A 25,381-nucleotide genomic window follows, 5' to 3' on the forward strand; every position below is an offset into this window, starting at 1 on the left:
GAACAATATAGGAGGGAAAAAAGTGAGTTATGATTATTTAATTGTTGGTGCAGGTTTATTTGGTAGCACATTTGCTTTTGAAGCTGCAAAAAGGGGTAAAACAGTAAAGGTTATTGATAAAAGAAATCATGTTGCTGGAAATATCTATACAGAAAAAATAGAGGGTATAAATGTTCATAAGTACGGGGCTCATATTTTTCATACAAATGATAAAGAGATTTGGGATTATGTCAACCAATTTGTAGAATTTAATAGGTATACAAATAGTCCAATAGCAAACTATAATGGTGAAATTTATAATATGCCTTTTAATATGAACACATTTAATAAATTGTGGGGTGTAGTAAAACCCGATGAAGCAAAGGAAAAAATTAATGATCAAAAAGCAGCATTTGGTATTGATAAACCAAAGAATTTAGAAGAACAAGCAATTTCATTAGTTGGAACAGATATCTATCAAAAATTAGTTAAAGGTTATACTGAAAAGCAATGGGGGCGTAAAGCAACTGAATTACCTGCTTTTATCATTAAACGTTTGCCTGTTCGTTTTACTTATGATAACAATTATTTCAATGATAGATATCAGGGTATACCAATAGGAGGATATACCCAAATTGTTGAAAAAATGCTAAACAGTGACTTAATCGATGTTGAATTAGAGAAAGACTTTTTCGAAAACAAAGATGAATATTTAAAAGATGCTAAAAAAATTGTGTATACTGGAATGATTGATCAATTTTTTGACTATCAATATGGTGCATTGGAATACAGAAGCTTGCAATTTGAGAATAGTGTATTGGATCTAGATAACTATCAAGGCAACGCAGTTGTTAACTATACAGATGCTGAAACACCTTATACACGCATTATAGAGCATAAACATTTTGAATTTGGTAATCAATCAAAGACAATTATTACAAAAGAATATCCAAGAACATGGGAAATAGGGAACGAACCATATTACCCAATGAATGATAAACAGAACAATGAGGTTTTTAATAAATATCATGAATTAGCAAAAAGGACTCCTAATGTTATTTTCGGTGGTAGACTTGGTATGTATAAGTATTATGATATGCATCAAGTAATCGGAGCAGCAATATCTGTTGTTAACCAGGAATTCAAGAGTAATTAGTATTAGTGCATATTACTAATACACAAATGTAGGAAGAGTATGGAGGATTGCTTGAGGTTAAAGCGAATATCATTAGTTTCATTTAACTCGAGTAAAGCAGGTAATATCTTAAATATGGGTGCCTGTCACTATCCAGTTTTTGTCGAGAATTATAGATTAGTAGGATTTTTTTGTTAGGGTAAGGCATCACGCTATGAATAGAGGGGAGAGTCAACCGGTATTGTATTGGTTGATTATTTCTGTTTATACACTACACTAGAGTTTAATATACTTTTTTTAAGTTTATAAATAAAGAGAATAAAGGCTATTAATCTTAAGCTAGTTGTCTTGCTTTTAGCATTGATTGTTCTCTGTGCCTTTAACTGTTATGCATGATGATAGTGATACATTTATTTTTAGTTCATTCATTAGGTTCACATGAAGGAACATATTGGGTTTATTAGTAAGGGCTGAATATATTATTATTATTGTGATAGTTATTGCGCTTAATTGCTAATCAAGTATCAAAGTTCATTAAAAAAGAAATTTATATTGAAGGTGTGACTAAGATGAAAATTGCTGTTGCTGGAACTGGATATGTTGGCTTAGTTACGGGTGTTTGTCTGGCAGAACATAAGCATTCTGTTACTTGTGTAGATATAGATGATAAAAAAGTTGCTTTAATGAAGGCTGGGATCTCCCCTATCTATGAACCAGGCCTTGAAGAATTACTTGCTAAAAATATAGAAAGATTGAATTTTACAACTGAGTTTAAAGAAGCATATAAAGATGCAGATGTTATTTTCATCGGTGTTGGAACCCCAGAAAAAAGGGATGGTTCTGCTAATTTAAGTTATGTATATGGTGTAGTTGAGCAAATTGCTGGGAGTATTGAGAAAGATTGTGTAGTAGTTGTTAAATCTACAGTACCAATTGGTACCAATGATAAGATTGAAGAAATGATTAAATCTAAATTAGTACACGATGTAAATGTATATGTAGCTTCTAATCCTGAGTTTTTGGCACAAGGTACTGCTGTTAGGGATACACTACATGCCTCAAGAATTGTCTTAGGAGTAGAAGAACCATATGCAGGAGAAGTATTAAAAGAGGTTTACAAGGATTTTGACGCACCGATTGTGGTTACAAATAGGAAAAGTGCTGAGATGATCAAGTATGCTTCCAATGACTTTCTTGCCTTAAAAATATCATTTATTAATGAAATAGCAAACCTTTGTGAAATCATTGGAGCTGATATAGAAGATGTTGCTCGTGGAATGGGATACGACGGTCGAATAGGGAATCGTTTCCTAAATGCTGGTATAGGTTATGGTGGTTCTTGTTTCCCAAAAGATACAAAAGCGCTTCACTGGCTAGCAAACTTCCATGATAATGAAATAAAGACTATTAAGGCAGCAATTGATGTGAATGAAAATCAAAAGCTTAAATTGATAAAAAAATCCCGCAAGTATTTTGATAGTTTCAAAGGGTTGAATGTAGCTGTTCTAGGTTTAACTTTCAAACCAGGAACTGACGATTTAAGGGAAGCACCAACACTCGTGAATATCCCAATTATGCTTGAGGATGGCGCAAATATAAAAGCTTGGGATCCTGTAGGTGTAGATAACTTTAAGAAAATATATCCAGATGAAATTACTTACTGCAATACGATAGAAGATACCATTAATGAGGCTGACGTATGTTTCATCTTTACAGAATGGGATGAAGTCAAAGAATTTGACTTAACAAAATACAATAAACTAATGAGAACACCAATCATTCTTGATGGAAGAAACTGTTATGATCTGGTAAGCGTTAAAAAGGTAAACCTGACTTATGATTCCATTGGTAGAGAAACTGTAAATAATTTAGAATACTCTCTTGCATAGTATAGTAGCAAATTTAAGTATGATAAATCGACTCAGGTCCAAGTGACCTGTTTTTTTAATGGAGGGACATTATGAAGCTTGTATTATTATCCGGAGGATCGGGTAAGCGACTTTGGCCATTATCAAATGATACAAGATCCAAGCAGTTTTTAAAAGTATTAGAAAGTAATAATGAAGAAAAGCAATCAATGGTTCAGCGTGTATGGGGTCAACTGGAAACAGTCGGTCTTGCTGATTCTTCTGTCATTGCTACTTCTAAAATGCAAAGAGATATGATTCATAGACAATTAGGAAGTGATGTACCTTTAATTATTGAGCCTGAACGTCGCGATACTTTCCCGGCTATTGCATTAGCTGCTTCTTATCTTTATTCTATTCAAAATGTATCAGAAGATGAAGTAGTTGTGGTATTACCCGTTGATCCTTATGTTGAGGATGGCTTTTTTGAAAAAGTAAAAGAAATTGAGAATGTTTTACTAGATTCTAAAGCAGATTTGGCATTGGTCGGTGTGAAACCAACTTATCCGTCCGCTAAATATGGCTACATTGTTCCAAAGGATACTGTAACAGGTGATTCCTATTTTACAGTGAATCATTTTACTGAGAAGCCAAGTGAAGAAAAGGCACAAACTCTTATTGACTTGAATGCACTTTGGAATTGTGGGGTATTTGCATTTAAATTAAAGTACTTACTTGATATTTTGATAGAAAAAGATTTACCACTTCATTATGATAAACTATCACTCCAGTATAAAAATCTGCCTAAGATTAGTTTTGATTATGAAGTAGTAGAGAAGGCGAATCATATTGTGGCACTTCCTTATGATGGTTATTGGAAGGATCTTGGAACTTGGAATACGTTAACAGAGGAAATGGCTACTTGCCAAATTGGTAAGGGTGTATTAAGTGATGATTCGCAAAATACCCATTTGATAAACGAGCTTGATATTCCTGTTACCGTTATAGGCGTAAAAGATCTTGTCGTTGCTGCAAGTCCTGATGGAATCCTAGTTGCGGATAAAGCTTCAAGCCCGAGAATTAAGGAATTGATTAGCGGATTTGAACAGCCTCCCATGTATGAAGAGCGAATTTGGGGCTGGTCACGTGTGCTTGATTATGCGAAATATGATGACGGAAATGAAATGGTAACCAAACGGATTTGTATTCATAAAGGAAAGAATTCAAGCTATCATTATCACAATTTACGTGATGAAGTTTGGACCATTGTCCGCGGAGAAGGCGAATTGGCTTTGGATGACTATATAACTCGGGTAAAAGCCGGGGATATCATTCACCTTCCAGCAGGGAAGAAACACGGTATTAAAGCATTTTCTGAGTTGGAATTTGTTGAAGTTCAAACAGGTATGGGTATAAGTGATGAAGACTTTACTCGTTTGTATTTTGAATGGGATGATGTCATTAACCACTTCCAAAAATCAAAAGCTAAAGTGATCTTATAAATTGAAGAGGGATAGGCGGTTGTAATATGATGCCTATAGATAGAACACTTGAAAAAGAGTGTTTCTTCTATAGATATTTTTTATATACTTTAACTCTTAAGATATGGGGGAATTTAATTGGCTATTTTAGTCACAGGTGGAGCAGGATATATTGGTAGTCATACATGCGTAGAATTGTTGAATAATGGTTATGAATTAATTGTTATTGATAATTTTTCTAATAGTAATTCCGAGTCTTTAAGGAGAATAAAAGATATAACCAATAAAGAATTTTATTTTTACGAGATTGACCTTCTGGACAAAAGTGCTCTTGAGGAAGTATTTGCAACTAATAATATTGAAGCAGTTATCCATTTTGCGGGTTTAAAGGCAGTTGGAGAATCGGTTTCGATTCCACTACATTACTATCATAATAATATCACTGGGACAATAATTCTGGCTGATGTTATGGGGAAATATGGTGTAAAAAATTTAGTGTTTAGTTCGTCTGCTACTGTATATGGCATGCCTGAAAGTGTTCCGATTTCAGAAGATTTTCCGCTTAGTGCAACCAATCCATATGGACGAACTAAGCTTATGATTGAAGATATATTACAAGATTTGTATGTTTCTGATAATAACTGGAGCATTGCGTTATTGCGTTACTTTAATCCAATTGGTGCCCATGAAAGTGGTATGATTGGAGAAGACCCAAATGGAATCCCCAATAATTTAATGCCATTTGTATCTCAAGTAGCTGTAGGCAAGTTAGACGAACTAAAAGTGTTTGGAAGTGATTACCCAACAGTGGATGGTACTGGAGTAAGAGATTATATCCATGTGCTAGACCTTGCAAATGGACATTTAAAGGCACTTGAAAAGGTTATGTACTCTAACGGTGTGGAAGCATATAATTTAGGAACAGGTACTGGATATAGTGTATTAGAGCTTGTTTCTGCCTTTGAACAAGAATCAGGTATAAAGATATCGTATCGATTAGTTGATAGGAGACCAGGAGATGTTGCAATTTGTTATGCAGATTCTTCCAAAGCTAACACCAAGTTAGGGTGGTCTGCTCAAAGAGGAATTAAAGAGATGTGCCGTGATACATGGAATTGGCAGAAGAAGAATCCTAATGGTTATTCAAATTAATTAATTGGTTAAAGGAGAGAATAAATGTTCTTTTCCTTTTTTGTTTTGAGGTGGAGAATTGTGAAAACCATTGCCTATTATATATCTGATTATGGATATGGGCATGCTTCAAGAAGTATAGCTATTATCAGGAAACTTCTTAAAGAACCTGAATTGAAAATTATTGTCTGTAATTCCTTTGCGCTCTCTTTTATCAAGGAATCTTTACTTTCAGAGCGTGTTAGTTATAGAAACATTAAAACAGATGTGGGGTACTTTCTTGAAAAGGATTCAATTTTTCCAGATAAAACACAATTACTGAAGGAGTATAAATGTTTCGTATCAAATTTGGAAGAATATAATCAACATGAAAGAGAGTTCTTGAAACTAAGTAATGTTGATTTAGTGGTATCAGATATATCTCCCTTGCCGTTTGGTGCTGCTGAAAGTTTGGGTATTCCTTCTGTAGGATTGTCGAATTTTACTTGGTTTTCTGCCTACCAGGACTTAATTGATGATAGAGAGTTAGTTCCATTTAAAGAAGCGTATAATAAAATGTCTTACTATTTTTCTTTAGCTGGAAGTCAGGAACAATGGAGCATTAAAACAAATGAATATGGATTTTTTTCTCGAGAAATAGATATAAATGAGGTTAATATTATCAGAAATCTTGTTAATCCTGAGGGAAATCAGCAAATTGTATTTTTAGGCTTAGGAATGAAAATAGATGTAGGAATACTAGAACGATTACCTATATGGGAAAGTCCAAATTGTGTTTTTCTAGTATCTTCAAATGTACATGTAGAACGTCCTAAAGTATTCCAAATACCGAAGAGTTATTTGGAATCACAGAACTATATCGCAGCATCTGATTTAGTGATTTCAAAAGCTGGTTGGGGAATGATAGGAGAGGCAGTAAGTGCCAATATACCACTATTGATTCTTAATAGACCATCGATGAAGGAAGACCAAAATACGATCCATTATTTAAAACAACACCATTTGTGTCAAACGATAGAATGGGATGATTTTGGCGATTATCAAGTTGATCCACGAGTGATTGAAAAATTAAAAAGGTATGGGCATGATAGTAATCATCAAAATGAAGCTGAGAAGATTTCAAAGGATTTACTGGAGTTAATGGGATTCACTAGTAATGAAATTTCTTAATATGATTTTGGGGGAGGGTAGCTAATGGGAAAGAGGAAATGGTGGATAGTGGCAGCGATTACTTGGATGGTATCCATCTTCTTCTTTACACAGCTGCCCTACTTCACCGGGCAGAACACTGCAAAAGTAATTCGAAAGGCCGTCATAAATGAAACTAAGACTATCGTGGCTCAGAGTGATAACCCTGTTGATATAAATGAGCTAAACCTAATTGTAAGAAAAGTTACACATATTATTGTCTTTGGGATTCTAGCATTCTTACTGTTTAAATCACTTGAAACCTTTCGGTCTTCATATATCCTTGCATGGCTCCTAACTGTTCTTTATGCTCTATCGGATGAATGGCATCAGTCTTTTATGCCGGGAAGGGTGGCAGCGTACAGGGATGTATTATTTGATTCCATAGGGGCGGTGATTGGACTATTAATTAGTTATCTTATTATTAGACGCAAGAAAGAGAAAAACGGGAGCTAGGAACTATTAAATAATTTTTAAATACTATATAACTTAATTTCTGCAAGTTAGACTGGTCCTAAGCAACAAAATATTGTCAGAGGAAATACCGAATGGGATTACTATTAGTAGATTCTCATTTAATTGTTGATTGGACAATGGGAAAACTATGATGGCTTTTCATAAAGCGTTATGGTGACCGAAAGATTTGGGACAAGTATAGTCCGCTAAGAGGGGATTTTTCATCGACAAGATTTTTAATAGTTAACAGTTAAAGGTCCTTGTCTTAAAAGGGTGTAAGGGATTTTTAATCAAACGTCTAAGTGGTATTTTACATAGTAGAAGTTGGTGTGTGAATGTGTATTTTCCTAGTTTTTATTGTCAGTTTTGGAGGAAATATTCAAAAAACTTAACTTTTTCAGACAATTACTCCCCTAGATAAGTGAGATGGGACTTGACCTCGACAAAAAATTTCTCAGAAAACAACTCAGAGTTCGTTTTTCAAAAGGGTTTAAGGTAGTTTTAATCCATATCCAAACAGTGGGAGAACTCCATTCTAACACTCTTTATGTATCTAACAACCTATCAATCTTCGATAAAACTCGATGAGTGACACCAGGCAACGTTTCTAAGGTATTGAATTATGAATGATCCCTTCTCAAATAATGAGATGGGATTATTTTTTGGATTCCCTTAACAATTCTTAAACTTTAACTGAATGACTAGGAGAAATGTACTAAAATTGAAGTAAGGGTTGCATATAAATCTTAATCAACGGAGGATGGGGATGAGGATTATAGATAAAATCAAAAATATATTGATAAGACTCTTTTACGAGGAGGCAGGTGAAATATCAGAAGAAGCCTATGAGACTGTTCAAAAAAGCGACCGTTCGTTAATCAATTTGCTGGGTTTCTTATTTATTTTCAATACAATAATCATTATTATTTTATTCTTTACGGGCCAGTTTACCATTTATAATTTTTTTGAAATGGGATTATTGGCAGTCACCATTGTAATAGGATTTTTTGCATGGTTATTAGGTATAGCAGACAAAAACCTCGGTCCTAAAAATTAGGGAAGGGTTTAAATGACTATAGGGACAGAGCCCTGGTTCTTTTTTTATTGATTATGATAGGGTCCTAATAATATAAAAATGAGAATGTAGTTATACGTTAAAGGGGAATAAAAAATGGAACTCAGTAAGAATAAACCTTGTGCATGCGGCTCAGGTAAAAAATTTAAAATATGCTGTATGGGGAAGGACATTGTAAAGATAAAGAAATTCAATTTCAATCAACCTTCTATAAATAGAAGTTCTCAAAGTAATCGAACGCATAATCTCATACATGAATTTACATTTGAACCTATTTTTCAAGATGAAATGGCCATGCCCCATCATCCAATTCCAAAAGGGTTACGCTCTTTTTGCATTTATAGATTGGAGCAAATCATAAGAGAATTAGAAAATAGTAATCCTAATGACCGATTATTAAAAGCCTATTATGGGGAACTGTATTGGTTGTTCTATAAGAATATGAATCTGATAGAAAATAAAATAAACGAAATTAAAAGTGTCTCAACTATAGAGGTATTTATGGAATTTGAAAGCGAGGGTTTGACAGATATCGAACAACAAATTGTTTTGGATAGAACTGTTAGTTCTTCATTACTCGATTATGCATACGGTACTTTAGATTTTGGGGCATTTAAAATTGTAGCTTCTTTTTGTAAACAAATTTTATTACAGGGTTTATCCGACGATAGGAATGTAGGTTTAGTACAATTAAAGATTGATACGGGTGATGAGTTGGTAGGCTGGGAGTTTGTTGAATCTAAAAGAAAGAGTTCCAGAATACATTACGAATTTGTTAGTATGGATGCATTGGATAACGAATACAAAAAGTTGAAAGTGAGTTTATCGGGATTTTCAGATGCGTCCCTAAAAACAATTGCTACAGCACTAACTCAAGAAGATGCACTAAAAAAATCCAAAGACCTCATATCCTATGTGGGCTTAGTCATGAATTATTTTGGTGTACTCGAACAAGAATTACGGAATATCGTTTACAAGCATAATAATAAACTCACAAAGAAGCGAATGATGTGGCGAGACCTTGCGCAATACTTTAAAGAAAATACTTTCCCTATTTTAACTAAGTTTATGCCTGAGGTTGGGAAAGAATTAGAAGACTTTAACGAAATGCGTAATCATTCAGCTCATGGTGAGTTTATAACGTATGAAGAGTTTACGAAATTGAAAGCATTTATTTTTAAAAATCGAGCTTTTGAATATATGAGTTGGGAATTAAATGGAGAGATTCCAAAACGCAAACAAATGGGCGTGATTGAATCTCATGTTACTTATGATGAAGGAGAACTACAAGTTGATATGGACTCTTTTAATAAAAGTATTGATGAGATAAAAAATATAGATGTTATAGAGCCAACCATGCATCCAGGAATGAAAGACACTTTGGAATCAATAAAAAAAGGGGAAGCCGTTTTAACCGCGGATTACGATGGTGGTAAAATACTTTTTCAAAAAACAATAAATGGATTATATAAAGCTACCAAGTTAAATTCCTTAAATCGTGAAATTGGCAGAAAAATATTAAAAGAAAATGAATTAGTTATGATGTTTGAGAAAGGATCGTATATTGGGCCGAATTAAGAACCATGGGGACGGTTCTTTTAGGGGTCAATCGGAAGTTTTACGCGTGAAAAGGCCCGACTAAAAATTGCGTTGCGACCTTAAAAGTAGACACTATAAAACCGGATTTATAAAAAGGAATCAGTGATAATTAAATTACTCTGGTTCCTTTTCTCCTTCCCATCTTTTTGCAGTGTCTCAGAACCCTGGGAGCCTGTCAAGAAAGGCACTTGACTACCAGATTCAGGTGCCAGGCACCATCCAGCGAATTTCCAGTTTATCTGTATGCAGAATTCCCACACAGATAAAAAGATAGTTACTTACACCTGAAGGTGCTTACGGACACTTAAATGTATCACGAATGGCATCGTTCTTATCACCCGATGACAAAAGCGTGCCAATAAACGATAGAGTGCTTACCACTACACTTTTTGTATAATTAGAGAGCACACCTTCGGGGACATTGGGGTCAGACCCTACTCAACTAAAGTTTAAAGTGTTAAAGTGTTAAATCTTATTTAATGGTCTGGTCCCACACAACTTTAACATATATATTGACCATTTAGCTTAGACTGTCATGCAGAATTTATTGTGTCAAATCATTATAAATAGGACTTATAATAGGTCTTATTAGGATAATATGAATATGGAATGCCAGTTCATCGAGATGAGGGAAAAAGATGATAGTCATTGAAAATGATTGGTTGAAGGTTGAAATTGCCAGACACGGAGCAGAAGTACGTAAAGTGACCCATAAGAAAAATAAGCTGGATTATATGTGGACAGGGGATGAGGCATACTGGGGACGGGTCTCGCCTGTCTTATTTCCGATTGTGGGACGTTTAAAGGAAGACCACTATCAACTGGATGGTCAGACCTACAATATGTCGCAGCATGGCTTTTTGCGTGATATTGAATTCGATGTGGCTGAGCAGACACCAACAACCGTTTCTTTTGTGTTTGAGTCTCTAGGACGCTTCATTCATGTGTATCCTTACGAATTTACAGCGATGATCCAATATCGTCTCATGGAGGACTTGCTGATGGTTCAATGGCAAATCCTGAATGTAAACAAGGAAGAGATGTATTTTTCAATTGGTGCACATCCTGCATTTAAGGTTCCACTAGTAGAAAATGAAACCATTGAAGATTACCATTTGAACTTTACACCTGCCGCAAATAAGAATGTTATGGAATATGAGTTAAACAATTCCCTCATTCATGAGAAAGGGACAGTGAATGATCTTTCAAAGATTCAACTCAAAAATTCTCTATTTGCCAATGATGCTCTTATTTACAGCAATATCGATAAAGTCAAATTGGTATCTAATCAATCAGGTCATGGTGTAGAAGTACTATTACAAGGTTTTCCTTTTGTTGGGATTTGGTCGAAATATATGGAAACAGATGGGACGATCGCTCCGTTTGTTTGCATTGAGCCTTGGTACGGCATCGCAGATAAATATGATACGACAGGAAACATAAAGGGGAAGTTTGGAGTGAATAAGCTTGGAGCCGGAGAGACTTTCCAGGCCGAATATATAATCAAGTTTATTTAAAGGGGGCAAGGGGGACGGTTATTTAAGGGGAAAATCGGAAGTTTTGCGCGTAAAAAGGCCCAACTAGCGGAAAGGAGCTAGTTGGGCTTTGATGTTTTCTGTGGGCAGGATCTTTGCGCAAAATTTTTGATTGCACTAGAAAAATGAAGTCGCGATTGTAATTACCGGTACCTGTCACTGCCCGATTTATGTCGGGATTGGTCAGAAATGGCAAGCTCGTGTCGTTCAAGTTCATAAAACTTTAGTTGTCCATGATTCTACGTCCCAAATATCTGTTACCACGTCTTGGTAAAACTCAGGTTCATGAGAGATAAGGAGCATGCTTCCCTTATACGATTTCAAAGCTCGTTTAAGCTCAGCTTTTGCATCTATATCCAAATGGTTGGTTGGCTCATCGAAAATAAGGATATTGCTTTCTTGGTTAAGGAGCTTGCATAACCGGACTTTCGATTTTTCTCCACCACTTAAAACCGATATTTTACTTTCAATGTGTTTTCTAGTTAAACCACATCTTGCAAGAGCAGCGCGTACCTGTCCTTGGCTTAAATGAGGAAACTCATTTGATATTTCTTCGATGCACGTGTTTTGATTTTCCGTTTTCACTTCTTGTTCAAAATAGCCAATATACTGGTGTTCACCACGTTCAAGTGTACCAGAAAGGGATCTTATTTCTCCAAGCATGCTACGAAGGAGTGTCGTCTTACCGATCCCATTGGCACCAACTAAGGCCACTTTTTGTCCACGCTCTATATAAAGATTTAACGGTTTTGATAGCGGTTCTTCGTAACCAATGACAAATTCTTTTGTCTCAAAAATTAATTTACCAGAGGTTCTTGCTTCTTTAAAGTTGAAATCAGGTTTTGGTCGTTCCTGTGCTAATTCAATAACATCCATTTTATCGAGTTTTTTCTGTCTGGACATGGCCAGGCTACTAGTAGAGGCCCTTGCTTTATTACGGGCTACAAAATCCTTTAAATTAGAAATCTCTGATTGTTGTCGCTTAAAAGCAGCTTCAACTTGTATTTTTTTAGCTTCATAGACAATAAGGAAATTGTTGTAATCACCGATGTAGCGATTTAATTCTTTATTTTCCAAATGGTAGATGACATTTACTACGCTATTGAGAAATGGCATGTCATGAGAAATCAATAAAAAGGCATTCTCGTATTCTTGTAGGTAACGTCTTAACCACTCAATGTGTTGTTCGTCTAAATAGTTTGTAGGCTCATCTAAAAGAAGAATATCTGGCTTCTCCAGTAAAAGCTTGGCTAATAAAACCTTTGTTCTTTGCCCACCGCTTAAATCATGAACATCTTTTCCTAATCCTACATCATCAAGACCAAGTCCCCGTGCCACTTCTTCTACTTTAGAATCAATAATATAAAAATCATTATTTGTTAATATTTCTTGTAATGTACCAACTTCATCTAACAACTTTTCCATTTCTTCAGGAGTAACGTCAGCTAATTTTTCATAAATGGTATTAATATTCGATTCGACGTCAAAGAGATATTGAAAAGCCGTATTTAGTACGTCACGGATTGTCAATCCCTGTTGCAGTACAGTGTGTTGATCAAGATAACCAACTCGTTGATTCTTAGCCCACTCTATTTTTCCATCATCAGGCTGAAGTTGTCCTGTAATGATATTCATAAACGTCGATTTACCTTCACCGTTTGCCCCAATTAAAGCGATATGTTCTCCTTTTAACAAGCGGAAGGAAACATTATCAAAGATCGTACGATCGCCAAATCCGTGGTTTAGGTCTTTAACCGTTAATATACTCATCTATTCGACCTCATTTAAATTTCATTTTATTTTGTTTAGGAAATATCTTTATATTTATTCACTGAATTGTTAGAAGTCAGTATTAGACTATAACACAGATAATGGAAAAGTTGAATGGTGCAAATTGTAAATCCATTGATCTTACTTGAAAGGGAATTAACTGATAGCTCTATAAAAGAGACAGTGAAAAAATTCGGTGCCTGTCACCACACGGATTTCGTCGAAGATTGATAGCCTGTTAGGAAAGAGTACTGAAATCAAACAGAGTGCCAGGCACAATCTAACGTACCATCCAAAGGTTTTCCTTGGGGTGGTATTGTTTTGTTGTTTAACCTATCAGCACAGGGGCCATTCAGAAAATAATTAAACTACATATACAATATAAAAATGGGTAGCCCTTTCAAGGGCTACCCACCTTACTTAAGTGAATTTTGATAGGGTTATAGAGTACATACGGCCAAATTTAATAAGTTATTTGGTTGAACTCCATCAGGAACAGTTTTTAAATATTTGTGGCCATATTGGCTTTTGGCAACTATAACATCAACTGTTCTTCCTCCTACACTTACATAAAAGGCCCATTTCCCGTCCTCAATACCTTGGATGGCACTCTCTTGTGTAATTCTCCATCTAGTTCCATCAGCATTTTTCCCACCAACATGCGTTATTCTTTCATGAGGATTTGATCGATTAATAGTTTTGAAAACCACCCCCTGCGGCAGCTTAGGGATGGTTTCTCTAAATGCCAAGTATTACTCATTGGACAATTTTAAATGGCAATATCTTTTCCTGCCTTTTCAAACTAGCCAATCATTTCTGTCTGATTTTCCTCATGATGATCTTCAACTTCTTTAATAAATTCGGAAGCCTTTATTTCAAATGCGGCAGCAATTGCGAATATGGTTTCAAGACTGGGCTTTTTTAGATTTCTCTCAAGCATACTGATATAGGTTCGCGTGGTTGAACTGCGAAAGGACAATTCCTCTTGTGAGATACACTTTTCCACTCTGCGTTTTTTTAAAACGATACCAATATAAAGGGGATTATGATTTACCAAATGAGATTCTCCTTCTATCGTCAAATTATTGATCTTCATAGGTGATGATTAGGCTGCGGTTTCCTCTAATTCAATATAATTGTAACTACCGGTATCATCTTTAGAAAAACTGAGTCCTTTTTTTGGTTTGAGGTGAAAAGTCATAGAAGTAGGGTGGTTGCCTCGTTGAGATGTGATTTGCTTTAATTGATTGGCGATTTGCAGTTTGTTATTAAATGAGAAGAGTTTTGAATCGACCAAAATCGTATGTCCATTGCTAAGTTCAATGATGGTTTTATTACCGGATGCTTTGGTATTTACAATATGGTCGGGGTTAAACCATATACAATCATCTTTCACGGGTGACTTAGTGGGAAAGAGACATATGCCTAGATATGGATTAACCATGATTGGACACATCATCCGATTACCGAGTATAGACCTAGTCCCTCTGATGGCTCCTTTTAAATCATATCCTATGCAATTTAATGAATCGTTAATGATCTGTAGGCACGATCTGTCTACCAGAAAGGATTTTTCTTGCGTTACCATTCTTGCACATAACTTCCCGCGCTGATCATATTCTCCCATCATAAAAGCCAAATCGTTATCAATAAATTTGTAATCAAGATCAATCATTTTTCTCAACTGTTTTCCCCAACCTCTCCTATTTATCTCCTGAAACAATTTCTCTTACATATCTATTACACCGTTAAATAGCTCCTCATTCCATATACCATAGTATACAAATATTGTCATATTATTGAACTTTGTGTCATATGGAGCGTAGACGATGAGGCAACACCAGGGGAAGGTTCTGGCAGCTTTTTAATTGGTGGGAGTAGGTAATCTTGTCCTTAATCGAGTAATTTTAACGCGGTAAAGTGTGGCGAAAGATGAAGAGAAAATCAGTGAACTGGTACCATCCAATGATTTTCTTTGAAATTAGATACAGAAAAAGGCGTAGAAGATTACCTTTACGCTTTTTTTATTGTTAATCGGTTATAAACTTGTAGCGTAAAACAGTTGCTAGACCTGCACCATCCTTGAATTCGCCCTTTTAAATCAATGTCTTCAATTCTTCCATTGGTAGCGTATGTAGATTAAGCTGCTCGCTATTTTCTAATCTTTGTTCGGATGGAATTAAACCGGTTGCGGCAAATAAAAAGATTTCTTCTGTTGTGGAGCCTGTAGAGGAAACTTTAAATTTCGGTGTGAGTCCCCCGCTCAACTAAAGTTTAAAAGCTTGAATGTATAAAAGTAATAATGGTGGAGAGAAATGTTGAGAACTGGGAACAGAATGTAGTAGAAGTCCTCTATTTTACGCTTATGAACATAAATCTACAAATTGATAAAAAATATACCAATAAAAACTAAAACACTGTCGAAAATTTACCATAATTAGACAAAGAAACCAATTGAATGGAAAATATTATAGGGGTAGCATTAAAGTAGTAGTATTTACTTATTTATGAATTGTCTTTAACCCTACTTTCATATTAATATTATCCTCTGTTAATTTGTCAGTCTAGTAAAATAGTAGTATGTAAATTGACTTGTATTGAATCCTTTCACTGTATTCTTGAATGATTACACATTTATCAAAGATGAGGAGGTTAGAATGGGCTTGAGAGTGATAATTGTATTTGTGGTTACCATTATATGTATGATTTCAATTGTCATCAAATCGTCTGGAGTCTCACAGTTCTATGCTGATAGGGATGTCTCCATGCAGATTGCAGATTCAAAGAATGCTTTTATTGTATTACCCGAGTTAATAAACTTAAATATTGATGTTTTGAAATTATCTACTAACTATTACTCAAAAGAGATGAAATTTCAAAGAACAGAAGAAACAATGGCCATCACGGATGTAGATCATAACCTAACCATTAAAAATAATATGGACCAACCAATATACCTGGAACAAATATTTTTGGAAAATTTAGATTTCCAGTTACTGAAGGATGCGATTTTATTGGACATAGGTGAAAATACGAAAGTGGATTTAACTAACGGAACGGATGGAAATGGCTTTATGATTCCCAATGATTTAACAACGGAATCAAATGCAACGTTTTACTTCAGGTGGAACAATGGTAATATGGCTGTTCAAAAAAATGTACTAGTAAATATGACAATCAATGAAGAGGCGGAAGATCAAATTGAAGGGGAAAAGCAATAATATCATTAATGAGACGGAGGTGAAAAAAGTGTCCAAGGGTTTAAAAATGGCCTTCAAGCTAAAAAATAAAAAACAAAAGAAGTATATTTACAGTATTTTAGTAGGTCTAAGCGTGTTAACAACAGGTCTATTTTTTTATATATTATTGCTTCCAGAGGAGACCACAGAAACCAACACCGAAAATAATATTATCCAAGAAACCGTCTTTAGCTTTAAAGCAGATGTAGAGCCATTTGTCTTACATCCAGAAGGTGGAATCATTAATGTTGAAAATGGAAGTTTCACGAAAGTTACAAATGATTTAATTGTACATATTAATTCTAATATAATATCGGATAAACCTATCAAGGTAAAAGGTTCAAAAGAAGTAGGTTTAAACTTGATTGCAGCTGACCTTTGGCATAAGCAAATGATATTGGGCAAAGAAGATAGTTTTGAATTAGAAGGAACAAGTATAAATTTAATGGATGAAGACTACCCAATTAATTTAAAACAATTGGTGAGCTTAATGAATGAGGTAGAAGAAAGTATAAATATTATTCCCGCAAATTATATCTTTGAAATTATGCCTATGATTACGGGAAAAGTCATATATAACGATAAGGAAATACCTATCGATCATAATGCACACACAAATATTGAGTATTCAAAAGTACAGATTACTGTAGGTAATGAGACAAGCTTTAAAACAACAACACCTATCTTAAGTAAATCCCCCAAACAGCTTGTATTTTATTTTTTTGGCATGGAAGTATCTTTGTTTTTAGTAAAAGTTGCCTCTGTAGTTATATATCTGGTTTTATTAGCAGCAGGACTCAAATTTATCCATCAATTTAAGGCGAACGATCCTATCATCAGTTCGGAGAAAGAGAAAATTGATAAGAAATATAAAGCTAGAATGGTTACTGTATTACAGTCAGGTATTACAACCATTGATAGCAATAAGAGAGCCGTGGTTGATTCCTTCTCATCGTTATTGAAAATCTCAGATGAGAAGGATGCTTTGATTTTTACTTTCGAGGATAGTGACAGAGGTATAAAAGTTTATTATGTGATTGATGAAGGGTATCTCTTTATTTATCAAACAAGCATTTCCAACCCCTATGCAGGAAGGGGTTATTCTCATGCTTAGTTATATTCTGAAGAAGTCAGGTATCCATGAATTTGAATCTGAGCATCAGAGGGTATTCCATACATTTAGATATTTTTCTTGGTTCTTCACATCGATATTTTATCTTTTGGGGGATCCGCCGTCACACTGGATATTTAAGCTCGTTGTTATAGTACTTTTATATATCTCGGTTGTGATAATTACGAAGGTATATAAGGGATACGAAATCAATTCAAAGAGTTCAAAAGGGTTTGTGATTTTTGAAACAGTTGGAATCATATTTATGTTATTACCGACTGGGGGGTTAAATAGCCCATTTGTTTGGTATGCATTAAATCCTATTTTAATATCAATTGGTTTTTCATCATCGTATTTTTGCTGGTTGAATTTATTTGGCTATTTATCTATTTCCGCCGGCATCTCATATTTATTTTTTAATGAAAAAGGCATGAAGTTATTAGAGGTTTTATCTACGCATTCACAGTTAATTTTAATATTTATCCTTATCACACTTGCTGTCCAATTAATGACAGGGTTAACTAATAAATTGAAGAGTCAGAGAAATGAGTCATTACAGGCAAATATCCTTTTGAAGCAGAGTAATAAAAGGACGCAAGAAACAATGGAACATATTATGTCGCTTTATCAGGTTGTTGAGGCCTTAGCTACCCAGCATAATCCGAGAGATGTATATCAAACTTTTGTAGATTATACCGCTAAGCTTACAAGATCAGATTTTGTATTTTACTGGATTGAATTGGACGAGGAAAATGAGGAGATGCAATATACAACGGGTGTTCTTTCAACTACTATCAAAGGGGCTCTTATGAATCGTCTTAGTGATTTATGGAAGGATAATTTGCATTTAGATAATAAAGTAGAGCTGGATATAGGTGATTATCGATTTATTGTAGTCATTGTAAAGTCCTTATCAAAGGAATATGGGATGATTGGAATCAGAATAGATAACATTAAATCAGATATAGTTGAATATGGCCAGCAACTTGAATTTGTTTCAGATTTAAGCGCAATCATACTTGAACGGTTTCATTTTGAAGATATGACCGAAAGATTAATGATTGTTGAGGAACAGAATCGGATCGCTAATGAGATGCATGATAGTGTTACACAAAGACTTTTTGGCATGTCATATTCTGTCCAATATGTAATTGATAATTGGAAAAACATGACTACTACTCAAATGCAGGAGAGGTTATTGCTAATACAAGATTCTGCTAGAGTAGCCATGAAAGAATTAAGATCTACTATATATAGGCTAAGCTCGAGAAAAGAAGGGCGCAGTAGCTTTCAAGAAGATACTGTTAGTTACCTTAATAACATCTCTAAATTAAACGACATAGCCATTGATTTTGATTTCAAGGGGGACGAACAATTACTCGGTATTTCCGAAAAGAGAGGGTTATATCGAATAATTTGTGAGGCAACTGGTAATGCCATCCGCCATGGGAAATGTACTCTTTTATTTATTCGGCTAACTATAGGGAATTTAAGCACGGTGCTAAGTATTTCGGATAACGGTAAAGGCTTTGATGCAACTAATTATGAAATAAAAAAAGGCTATGGGTTAGGATTGGAAAATATGAATAGATTAGCGAATGAAATGGGAGGTAAGTTTGAAATTCATAGTGAAATGGATGTTTCGACTGTGGTCTCGGTAACCATACCAAATGGGAAGGCGAATAGTAAAATCATAAATGAGAAGGGAGCATAGTTAATATGAATATTGTAATAGTTGAAGACCATCCTCTAGTGGTCCAAGGACTTGTTTCTGTACTCACCCTAGAGTGTGATTTTGAAATAAAAGGAGTTTGTAGCAACACGTTGGAAGGGATTGAGCTGATACGTACGAAACATCCCGATATCGTCTTGATTGATTTAAGGCTGGGAAAAGAGTCTGGATTAGACATTATCCGTGCAGTTAAGGAACTGAATATAGATAGTAAATTTATCATTCTAACTTCATCTGTTTCCTATTTAGATTTTATGATGGCTGAGGAACTTGGCGCAGAAGGATATGTCCTAAAGGAATCATTACCGGAAGAACTTATATATGCTATACGCGTAGTAGGTCGTGGAAGAAAGTATTATGACCCAGAACTACTTGATTACAAGCTAAAAAAGGATGAAAACAATTATAATGACAAACTGACATCTAGGGAATGGGAAGTTTTAAGAAAGCTAAGCCTGGGATTAAATAATCAGCAAATCGCCAATAAATTGTTCATATCTGAGAATACGGTAAAGAAGCATATGAGCCAAATCCTTGCGAAGCTCGGTTTGCATGATCGTACACAAGCGGCACTTTATGTTAAAAATCTAGAAATTGTCAAGCATTAATCACCTATTTGTAAACCGTTCCAGGAATGTCAGTATGTCCTTCTGCCAAATTATGCGGGCAATACTACTTAAGTAGTATTAGAGGATTACACTATTGTTCCAATAGAAGTACCATGCAGTATGATGTTACCCCTCGTAGTTTTTTATACAATTTATTTGTAAAGTAAATCTAATTCGGGGGAGGAAGTAAAAATGAAAAAGAAAGGTTTTGTAGGATTTTTGCTACTTATTGTAGCGGCTCTAACAGCAGCGATGGGAACAGGAGCGATTGATGTATTCAATGCAGATCGTTCTTCTAGCATGGGGGTTGTAACAGATTCGAAAGCACTTGTGGCGTTAAGTGGTGATGGCTTGTATGCAAAAGAAGCTGGAGATGGGAAGTTGACTCTTAATTTCAAGAATACTTCTAGTGGTGGGGAAGGTTTTAACCCTCAGGCAAAATCAGAATTTCATGACGTATTCACAGTAACGAATAAAAGTGAAAAGTCCATTTACGTTTGGTTAGAAGCGGATGGCTGGAGTTCACAACATAATGCGGGTCTTCAATATAGAATTGCTGATACTGATGGTGTCGTTACGAACGTAAAAGCTTGGTACGGAAACACTCAACCTAATGGCAAAAACCTTTTAGATAGCACTGGTATGAACTTCGTAAATGGTGTAGGAAAGAACGCTTATGTATTACTTGCCCCAGGCCAAAGCTTTGATGTAAATGTGTATGTCAATACTAAATTAGGAAACGGTTATGGCAGTCCAGGAAAGGACTGGAGCCATACTGTAAAAGTTAATGCTGGTACGACTGCTCCAGTACAGCCATAATTAGAAAGCTAGTCTAAAAAAATCGAATAAACTGATATGGAACTTTTGGTCATACTTTGACCTGAAGTTCCTTATTTTCATTTGAGGTGGGAATTTGGATAAACTAACGAATGTAATAGGCAAAGCATTTTATGTATTCTTTATCTTAGGACTTATATTTATCATAACCTCACGATTTATTGGAAGTGAACTGCCTATTACCCTTGGGTATGTTTATTCAGAAAGTATGGAGCCCACCATAATGACTAATGATGGATATATTTTAATTTCTACCAGGGAATACAGGGTAAATGACATTATTACATTTAAACCAAAGTTCTTAAAGCAACCCTATGTTACACATAGAATAGTAGAGGTTAAGGAAAATCATACATTTATAACACAAGGTGATAACAATCCCGCTACAGACCAAAAGGTTGGAGAACCCTTTGTTGAGCAAAGTCAAATAATAGGGAAAGTATTTACAATCAACGGAAGTCCCATTATCATACCGCGTTTGGGTACAATTTCTGAGAAATTTAACATATTCATATTCATATTCATTTCAATGGTTGTAGTACTATTCTTGATTGGATATTTGTTTAAAGGCTTTTCCAAAAAAACTAAACATTATAAAGGCAAAAAAGGCAAACGTATACGTATCATACATATTTCTACTTTTTTTGATCCTGTATTTATAGCGTGCTGTGCAATATTACTTCTGAATGCTGTTTTTGTTGGAGTTACCGTAAAAAGCTCTAATTCTGATCATATTTCTTTTATTGTTGTAAGTACAAAGGGACTTTCATCTCCTACACTGGGAGAGGAATTTACCAAAGAAATAAGCCTTGAAAATAAAACGTGGATGCCTTTTCTAGTTTTTTTGGAACCAGAAAATAAAGGTATTGTGACTAATCCACCTATACTCAATTTTATGTCAAATCAGCATTACGATTACAACACGACGATTATCGCACCACAGAAAGTGGGAGCTTATACAGAAACGATTCATAAAGTTGCCTACCCAGATGTTTTACCTGATAAATGGATAGTTACTATGTATTCAAAGCATAAACTGTTACCATTATTCGTAATTTTTCTCCCCGGACTCGTGTTGAATATTGGCTTGTATTTATGGTGGATAAAACGGACTCGATTAGGAAGAAGAAAGGTATACAAATGGCTAATACCGTTTAGGAAATATCTGAGGGCTTAGAATTAACCACAGTGGACGGTTCAATATTGTGGAGTGGGTGAATACGCCGCTGCCGGTATGGCAGAGGCGTTTTTATTTTCTAATAGAATTGGAGAATCTTCTGTTGATTAATCTGTCAGTAGCACTTCATCAAGTATGAGTAGATCGACTTTCAAATGCGACTCCCTAGGCCGCGCAGACGACGGGTATGAACTGAGGATCCTTCGCGCATTTCGGGACAACTTGCTTGTCAAACAGGATGATGGTAAGGAGTACTATCGTATAGCACCTGTTCTTGTAAATCGTATCCATACAAAGGTGGACAGGAACGCAATTTACTCACGAATTTGGAAGGATTACCTGAAAGAATGTTTACTGGCCATTCAAAACGGCAACTATCGGCGATGTAAAGAAATCTATTGCAGAATGGTAGAAGATTTGAAGTTTAGATATCTTTAGGTCACACCAGTAGGGTATTCCTTTTATGGAATGCCCTGTTTTTCGCTGTTTGACGCTATATGGTGAACTGTCCTTTACGGAATATGTTTTACCAGCCATCACAAAATGAGGTCGATATTGATTATTATTTGGGAGTTACAAAAAGCCATGGTTGAACCGCGAGGACCATAACCGATGCTGCCAGTCCGTTAGCAAGGCGATATACAGGAAACATAATAACTTGATAAATCCATCGACAAGAATCTGCTCAATTTCAGCCAGAATCTCTTGATTTATCTGCGTTGATGACTGCTTTACACAAACGTTTGATTAGCATCGTAACGTGTCGCTTTGTGGGGATTACCAGTTTTTATGGATTTTTATTCTAGACCATTGTCAAAGACTGGGACGTATCATCGACAAGAAATTTTCTACTGAACTGACATGAGTTCGTTTAACAAAAGGGATTTCCCGAATCTAATCAAACGTTTGTGTAGTTATTTTCGTGCTAACTAAACGTTTGATTAGATTCATCCTATTTGTTGTTAACTGGGGATTTGTTTGCTGAAGAAGAGGCGAGATTTGTCGAGAGAGAGGATAGGTGGAAAGGAGTGTAAAGTCTCACTGTATGGATGGGTGCTGGTTTAGTAAAAAATGGTGCCGATTATTTTTGGGTTGGATTGCGGGAGGTTTTGAGAATTACACAAAGAGGAATCTTACCAATTGCGTAAAAAGAAAGAGCAGGCAGAACCTGCTCCTTTACTGTTGCACTTTAAAATTACCAAAATAGTGGGGATACTTACTGACAATTTCCTCATATTTTCCTGCCTTGAATGAAATCCCTTTTCCAATTCGAGCAACGAGCATGAACGTGTCCATTATCCCATCCATATAAACAAATTCATCCGTTTTCAATTCCTTTTTGCAAAAAATACAATGGGGCACGACTTTTTCTATACTGTTTCTCATAAATCATCTCACCCACAACTATTCATGTAAGCGTTAAATAATCCTATCATGTCATAAAGAATACACAATTTAATAACTACTTCGCCTTATGACTTCAACGGTTTTGGGGCTTGTGATTTCTGTTTGATTTTGATCATGATGATCTTCAATTTCCTTAATAAATTCGGAAGCCTTTATTTCAAATGCGGCAGCAATCGCGAAGATGGTTTCAAGACTGGGCTTTTTTTTATTTCTCTTAAGCATACTAATATAGGGTCGTGTGGTTGAACTGCGAAAGGACAATTCCTCTTGTGAGATACACTTTTCCACTCTACGCTTTTATAATGATACCAACATAAATGGGCTTATGATTAGTCAAATGGGTTTCTCCTTATATTGTCAAATTATTGATTTTCCTAGGCGATGATTAGGCTGCAGTTTTCTCTAATTCAATAAAATTGTAAATGCCGGTATCATTTTTAGTAAAATTGAGTCCTTTTTTGGGTTTGAGGTAAAGAGTCATAGAAGTAGGGTGGTTGCCTCGTTGTGATGAGAGCTGCTTTAACTGAATGGCGATTTCTATTTTGTTATTAAAAGAGAAGAGTTTTGAATCGACCAAAATGGTATGGCCATTGCTTAATTCGATGATGGTTTTCGTACCAGCTGCTTTGGTTTTAACAATATGGTCGGGGTTAAACCAAATACAATCTTCCTTTTGAGGTGACTTAGTGGGAAAGAGACATACGCATTGGTAAGGATTCACCACGATGGGACACATGTGCCGGTCCAATAGTAAATCGTAAGATTTGCTTTCCAGGAGACCATAGATATTTCCACCGACACGATTCTACCCAATTTCTACTAGAATCTCTTGATTTATCTACGGTGGTGCCGGTTTTACACAAACGATTAATTGGCATCGTAACGTGTCGCTCTGTGTAGATTACTAGTTATTATGGATTTTTACTGTGGATCATTATCAAAGGCTTTGGCGTTTCATCGACAAAAAATCTTCTGCTAAACTGCCATAGGTTCGTTTACCAAAAGGGGATTCCCATATCTAATCAAACGTTTGTGTAGGAATTTTTGTGTTAACCAAACGTTTGATTAGATCCCCGTCATCAGCTGGTAACTAGAGATTGGCGGTAATTAGGCGAAGCGAAGCTTGTCGAGATAGGGTATAGGTAGAAAAGAGTGTAAAGACTCCCTACCTTCATTCCGCTGCATGAAGCCAATCATAGTTCAAGACTTCTCCACTAGGAAGCACCTTTCGAAATGGCCGGCTATCCGTTTGTTTTTCGAAAAGTTTTTCTAAATAGAATTCTTTTAGTTTGTTGGTTAAGATTCCATAAAAGAAAGCGATTGGTTTTACGATTTGTTTGGTGGATTTTAGTTTTCGAATCAGCTGCTTCAAGGACTGAATGGCAATCGCAAGTATTTCCTCTGTATCCTGAACACAGTCAAATCGAAAAGCAGCGATATGAACCATACGCCAATATTCCTCAATTGTCTTTGCGTCAGAGAAGAAGTACTTTATGATTTGAACAAATGCTTGGGGAACTTTATCACTAACAAAAGTATGATCTAATTCAATCGGTGCTTCGTTACGTTTATTATTCTTTTTATTATTAGTTTTTAAAGGAATACTAGTTTCTTTTTGGTGGTTCAATTTTTCTGGTTTGGGTGGTTCACTTTTTGGAAAACGATTAAAACAATATAGATTGCTAGACTGTGAACCATTTTTCCGTTCGGTTTCATGGATGGTGATGATTCCCAATTCTTTCGCTTTCAGGGTCATTCGTTTAAATGTTGAGCGAGAGATTCCGTTCCCCTGATATTCCTCATTAATGGCTTTTAATACCGTACCAATCTTTGCATTCGAAACGCCAGGGACCTTAGCTGAAAAACGAACCAGCCGTTTCAACGCGACTAATTCTCCTTTTGAGAAATCCTCCTTCTTTACCGCTAACCACATCTCGATATGTGTATTAAACTCCTTAAGACTCGTAAACTGAGAATACTGTTCAAATCCTTCAATCTTGCCTGATTTTAAATTCATTATAATGCACCACCCTTTCTACCCTCTATATAGGTTTGAAGTGGGCAAAAGGACATG

The 25,381-nt window shown here is 35.5% G+C and carries 24 protein-coding genes; 16 read left to right on the forward strand and 8 right to left on the reverse strand.

Annotated elements, in window-relative coordinates; genetic code table 11:
* Positions 1 to 22 precede the first annotated feature (22 nt).
* From glf to V7124_RS03970, 9 genes are all read left to right on the forward strand, one after another.
* Positions 23 to 1,135: a UDP-galactopyranose mutase gene (gene glf / locus V7124_RS03930; protein WP_335486238.1), complete on the forward strand. Its 1,113-nt coding sequence runs from the start codon at positions 23 to 25 to the stop codon at positions 1,133 to 1,135.
* A gap of 548 nt (positions 1,136 to 1,683) precedes the next feature.
* Entirely contained in the window at positions 1,684 to 3,003 is a 1,320-nt protein-coding gene (locus V7124_RS03935; RefSeq protein WP_335486241.1) for a UDP-glucose dehydrogenase family protein, read from the forward strand.
* Between the two features lie 71 nt (positions 3,004 to 3,074).
* Positions 3,075 to 4,463: a sugar phosphate nucleotidyltransferase gene (locus V7124_RS03940; protein WP_335486244.1), complete on the forward strand. Its 1,389-nt coding sequence runs from the start codon at positions 3,075 to 3,077 to the stop codon at positions 4,461 to 4,463.
* A gap of 117 nt (positions 4,464 to 4,580) precedes the next feature.
* Positions 4,581 to 5,594: a UDP-glucose 4-epimerase GalE gene (gene galE / locus V7124_RS03945; RefSeq protein WP_335486247.1), complete on the forward strand. Its 1,014-nt coding sequence runs from the start codon at positions 4,581 to 4,583 to the stop codon at positions 5,592 to 5,594.
* Positions 5,595 to 5,654: 60 nt separating this feature from the next.
* Positions 5,655 to 6,743 (forward strand): glycosyltransferase, encoded by a 1,089-nt coding sequence (locus V7124_RS03950; RefSeq protein ID WP_335486251.1) that lies wholly within the window; start codon positions 5,655 to 5,657, stop codon positions 6,741 to 6,743.
* 24 nt (positions 6,744 to 6,767) lie between these two features.
* The gene (locus V7124_RS03955; protein WP_335486254.1) at positions 6,768 to 7,217 is read left to right on the forward strand and encodes a VanZ family protein; all 450 of its coding nucleotides are present in this window, start codon (positions 6,768 to 6,770) and stop codon (positions 7,215 to 7,217) included.
* 766 nt (positions 7,218 to 7,983) lie between these two features.
* The gene (locus V7124_RS03960) at positions 7,984 to 8,274 is read left to right on the forward strand and encodes a hypothetical protein (RefSeq protein ID WP_335486257.1); all 291 of its coding nucleotides are present in this window, start codon (positions 7,984 to 7,986) and stop codon (positions 8,272 to 8,274) included.
* 114 nt (positions 8,275 to 8,388) lie between these two features.
* On the forward strand, positions 8,389 to 9,870 hold the full coding sequence (locus V7124_RS03965) for an SEC-C domain-containing protein (RefSeq protein WP_335486260.1): 1,482 nt from the start codon (positions 8,389 to 8,391) through the stop codon (positions 9,868 to 9,870).
* A gap of 659 nt (positions 9,871 to 10,529) precedes the next feature.
* Complete coding sequence (locus tag V7124_RS03970) at positions 10,530 to 11,408, forward strand: aldose 1-epimerase family protein (protein ID WP_335486263.1); 879 nt, start codon at positions 10,530 to 10,532, stop codon at positions 11,406 to 11,408.
* Positions 11,409 to 11,639: 231 nt separating this feature from the next.
* Here V7124_RS03970 and V7124_RS03975 read toward each other — a convergent pair whose 3' ends face one another.
* The 4 genes from V7124_RS03975 to V7124_RS03990 form a co-directional block, all read right to left on the reverse strand.
* Positions 11,640 to 13,196, reverse strand: a complete 1,557-nt coding sequence (locus V7124_RS03975; RefSeq protein WP_335486266.1) for an ABC-F family ATP-binding cassette domain-containing protein — start codon at positions 13,194 to 13,196, stop codon at positions 11,640 to 11,642.
* A gap of 440 nt (positions 13,197 to 13,636) precedes the next feature.
* Complete coding sequence (locus V7124_RS03980) at positions 13,637 to 13,945, reverse strand: DUF3892 domain-containing protein (protein ID WP_335486269.1); 309 nt, start codon at positions 13,943 to 13,945, stop codon at positions 13,637 to 13,639.
* A 53-nt stretch (positions 13,946 to 13,998) separates the two neighbouring features.
* Entirely contained in the window at positions 13,999 to 14,292 is a 294-nt protein-coding gene (locus V7124_RS03985; protein WP_335486272.1) for a helix-turn-helix domain-containing protein, read from the reverse strand.
* 9 nt (positions 14,293 to 14,301) lie between these two features.
* Complete coding sequence (locus V7124_RS03990; protein WP_335486661.1) at positions 14,302 to 14,871, reverse strand: competence protein ComK; 570 nt, start codon at positions 14,869 to 14,871, stop codon at positions 14,302 to 14,304.
* A 982-nt stretch (positions 14,872 to 15,853) separates the two neighbouring features.
* Here V7124_RS03990 and V7124_RS03995 point away from each other — a divergent pair.
* The 7 genes from V7124_RS03995 (at position 15,854) to V7124_RS04025 (ending at position 22,338) form a co-directional block, all read left to right on the forward strand.
* The gene (locus V7124_RS03995) at positions 15,854 to 16,417 is read left to right on the forward strand and encodes a hypothetical protein (protein WP_335486276.1); all 564 of its coding nucleotides are present in this window, start codon (positions 15,854 to 15,856) and stop codon (positions 16,415 to 16,417) included.
* Positions 16,418 to 16,445: 28 nt separating this feature from the next.
* Positions 16,446 to 17,549 carry a hypothetical protein gene (locus tag V7124_RS04000; RefSeq protein WP_335486279.1) on the forward strand — a complete coding sequence of 368 codons (1,104 nt, stop codon included), beginning with the start codon at positions 16,446 to 16,448 and terminating at the stop codon, positions 17,547 to 17,549.
* Positions 17,542 to 19,260: a sensor histidine kinase gene (locus tag V7124_RS04005; protein ID WP_335486282.1), complete on the forward strand. Its 1,719-nt coding sequence runs from the start codon at positions 17,542 to 17,544 to the stop codon at positions 19,258 to 19,260. The genes V7124_RS04000 and V7124_RS04005 overlap by 8 nt, the downstream gene beginning before the upstream one ends.
* Positions 19,261 to 19,265: 5 nt before the next feature.
* Positions 19,266 to 19,886 carry a response regulator transcription factor gene (locus tag V7124_RS04010; protein ID WP_335486285.1) on the forward strand — a complete coding sequence of 207 codons (621 nt, stop codon included), beginning with the start codon at positions 19,266 to 19,268 and terminating at the stop codon, positions 19,884 to 19,886.
* A gap of 192 nt (positions 19,887 to 20,078) precedes the next feature.
* Entirely contained in the window at positions 20,079 to 20,705 is a 627-nt protein-coding gene (locus V7124_RS04015; protein ID WP_335486288.1) for a hypothetical protein, read from the forward strand.
* 94 nt (positions 20,706 to 20,799) lie between these two features.
* On the forward strand, positions 20,800 to 21,900 hold the full coding sequence (locus tag V7124_RS04020) for a signal peptidase I (RefSeq protein WP_335486292.1): 1,101 nt from the start codon (positions 20,800 to 20,802) through the stop codon (positions 21,898 to 21,900).
* 135 nt (positions 21,901 to 22,035) lie between these two features.
* Positions 22,036 to 22,338, forward strand: a complete 303-nt coding sequence (locus V7124_RS04025) for a hypothetical protein (RefSeq protein ID WP_335486295.1) — start codon at positions 22,036 to 22,038, stop codon at positions 22,336 to 22,338.
* Between the two features lie 738 nt (positions 22,339 to 23,076).
* Here V7124_RS04025 and V7124_RS04030 read toward each other — a convergent pair.
* The 4 genes from V7124_RS04030 to V7124_RS04045 form a co-directional block, all read right to left on the reverse strand.
* A complete protein-coding gene (locus tag V7124_RS04030; RefSeq protein WP_335486298.1) occupies positions 23,077 to 23,286 on the reverse strand; it encodes a hypothetical protein in 210 nt (69 codons plus the stop codon).
* Between the two features lie 69 nt (positions 23,287 to 23,355).
* Positions 23,356 to 23,595, reverse strand: a complete 240-nt coding sequence (locus tag V7124_RS04035) for a helix-turn-helix domain-containing protein (RefSeq protein WP_335486301.1) — start codon at positions 23,593 to 23,595, stop codon at positions 23,356 to 23,358.
* A gap of 97 nt (positions 23,596 to 23,692) precedes the next feature.
* Positions 23,693 to 24,043, reverse strand: coding sequence for a competence protein ComK (locus tag V7124_RS04040; protein ID WP_335486305.1), 351 nt, complete (start codon positions 24,041 to 24,043; stop codon positions 23,693 to 23,695).
* A gap of 435 nt (positions 24,044 to 24,478) precedes the next feature.
* The gene (locus V7124_RS04045; RefSeq protein WP_335486308.1) at positions 24,479 to 25,324 is read right to left on the reverse strand and encodes a hypothetical protein; all 846 of its coding nucleotides are present in this window, start codon (positions 25,322 to 25,324) and stop codon (positions 24,479 to 24,481) included.
* Between the last annotated feature and the right edge of the window lie 57 nt (positions 25,325 to 25,381).

Source organism: Neobacillus niacini (genome assembly GCF_036961885.1).
Taxonomy (GTDB): Bacteria; Bacillota; Bacilli; order Bacillales; family Cytobacillaceae; genus Neobacillus; species Neobacillus niacini_H.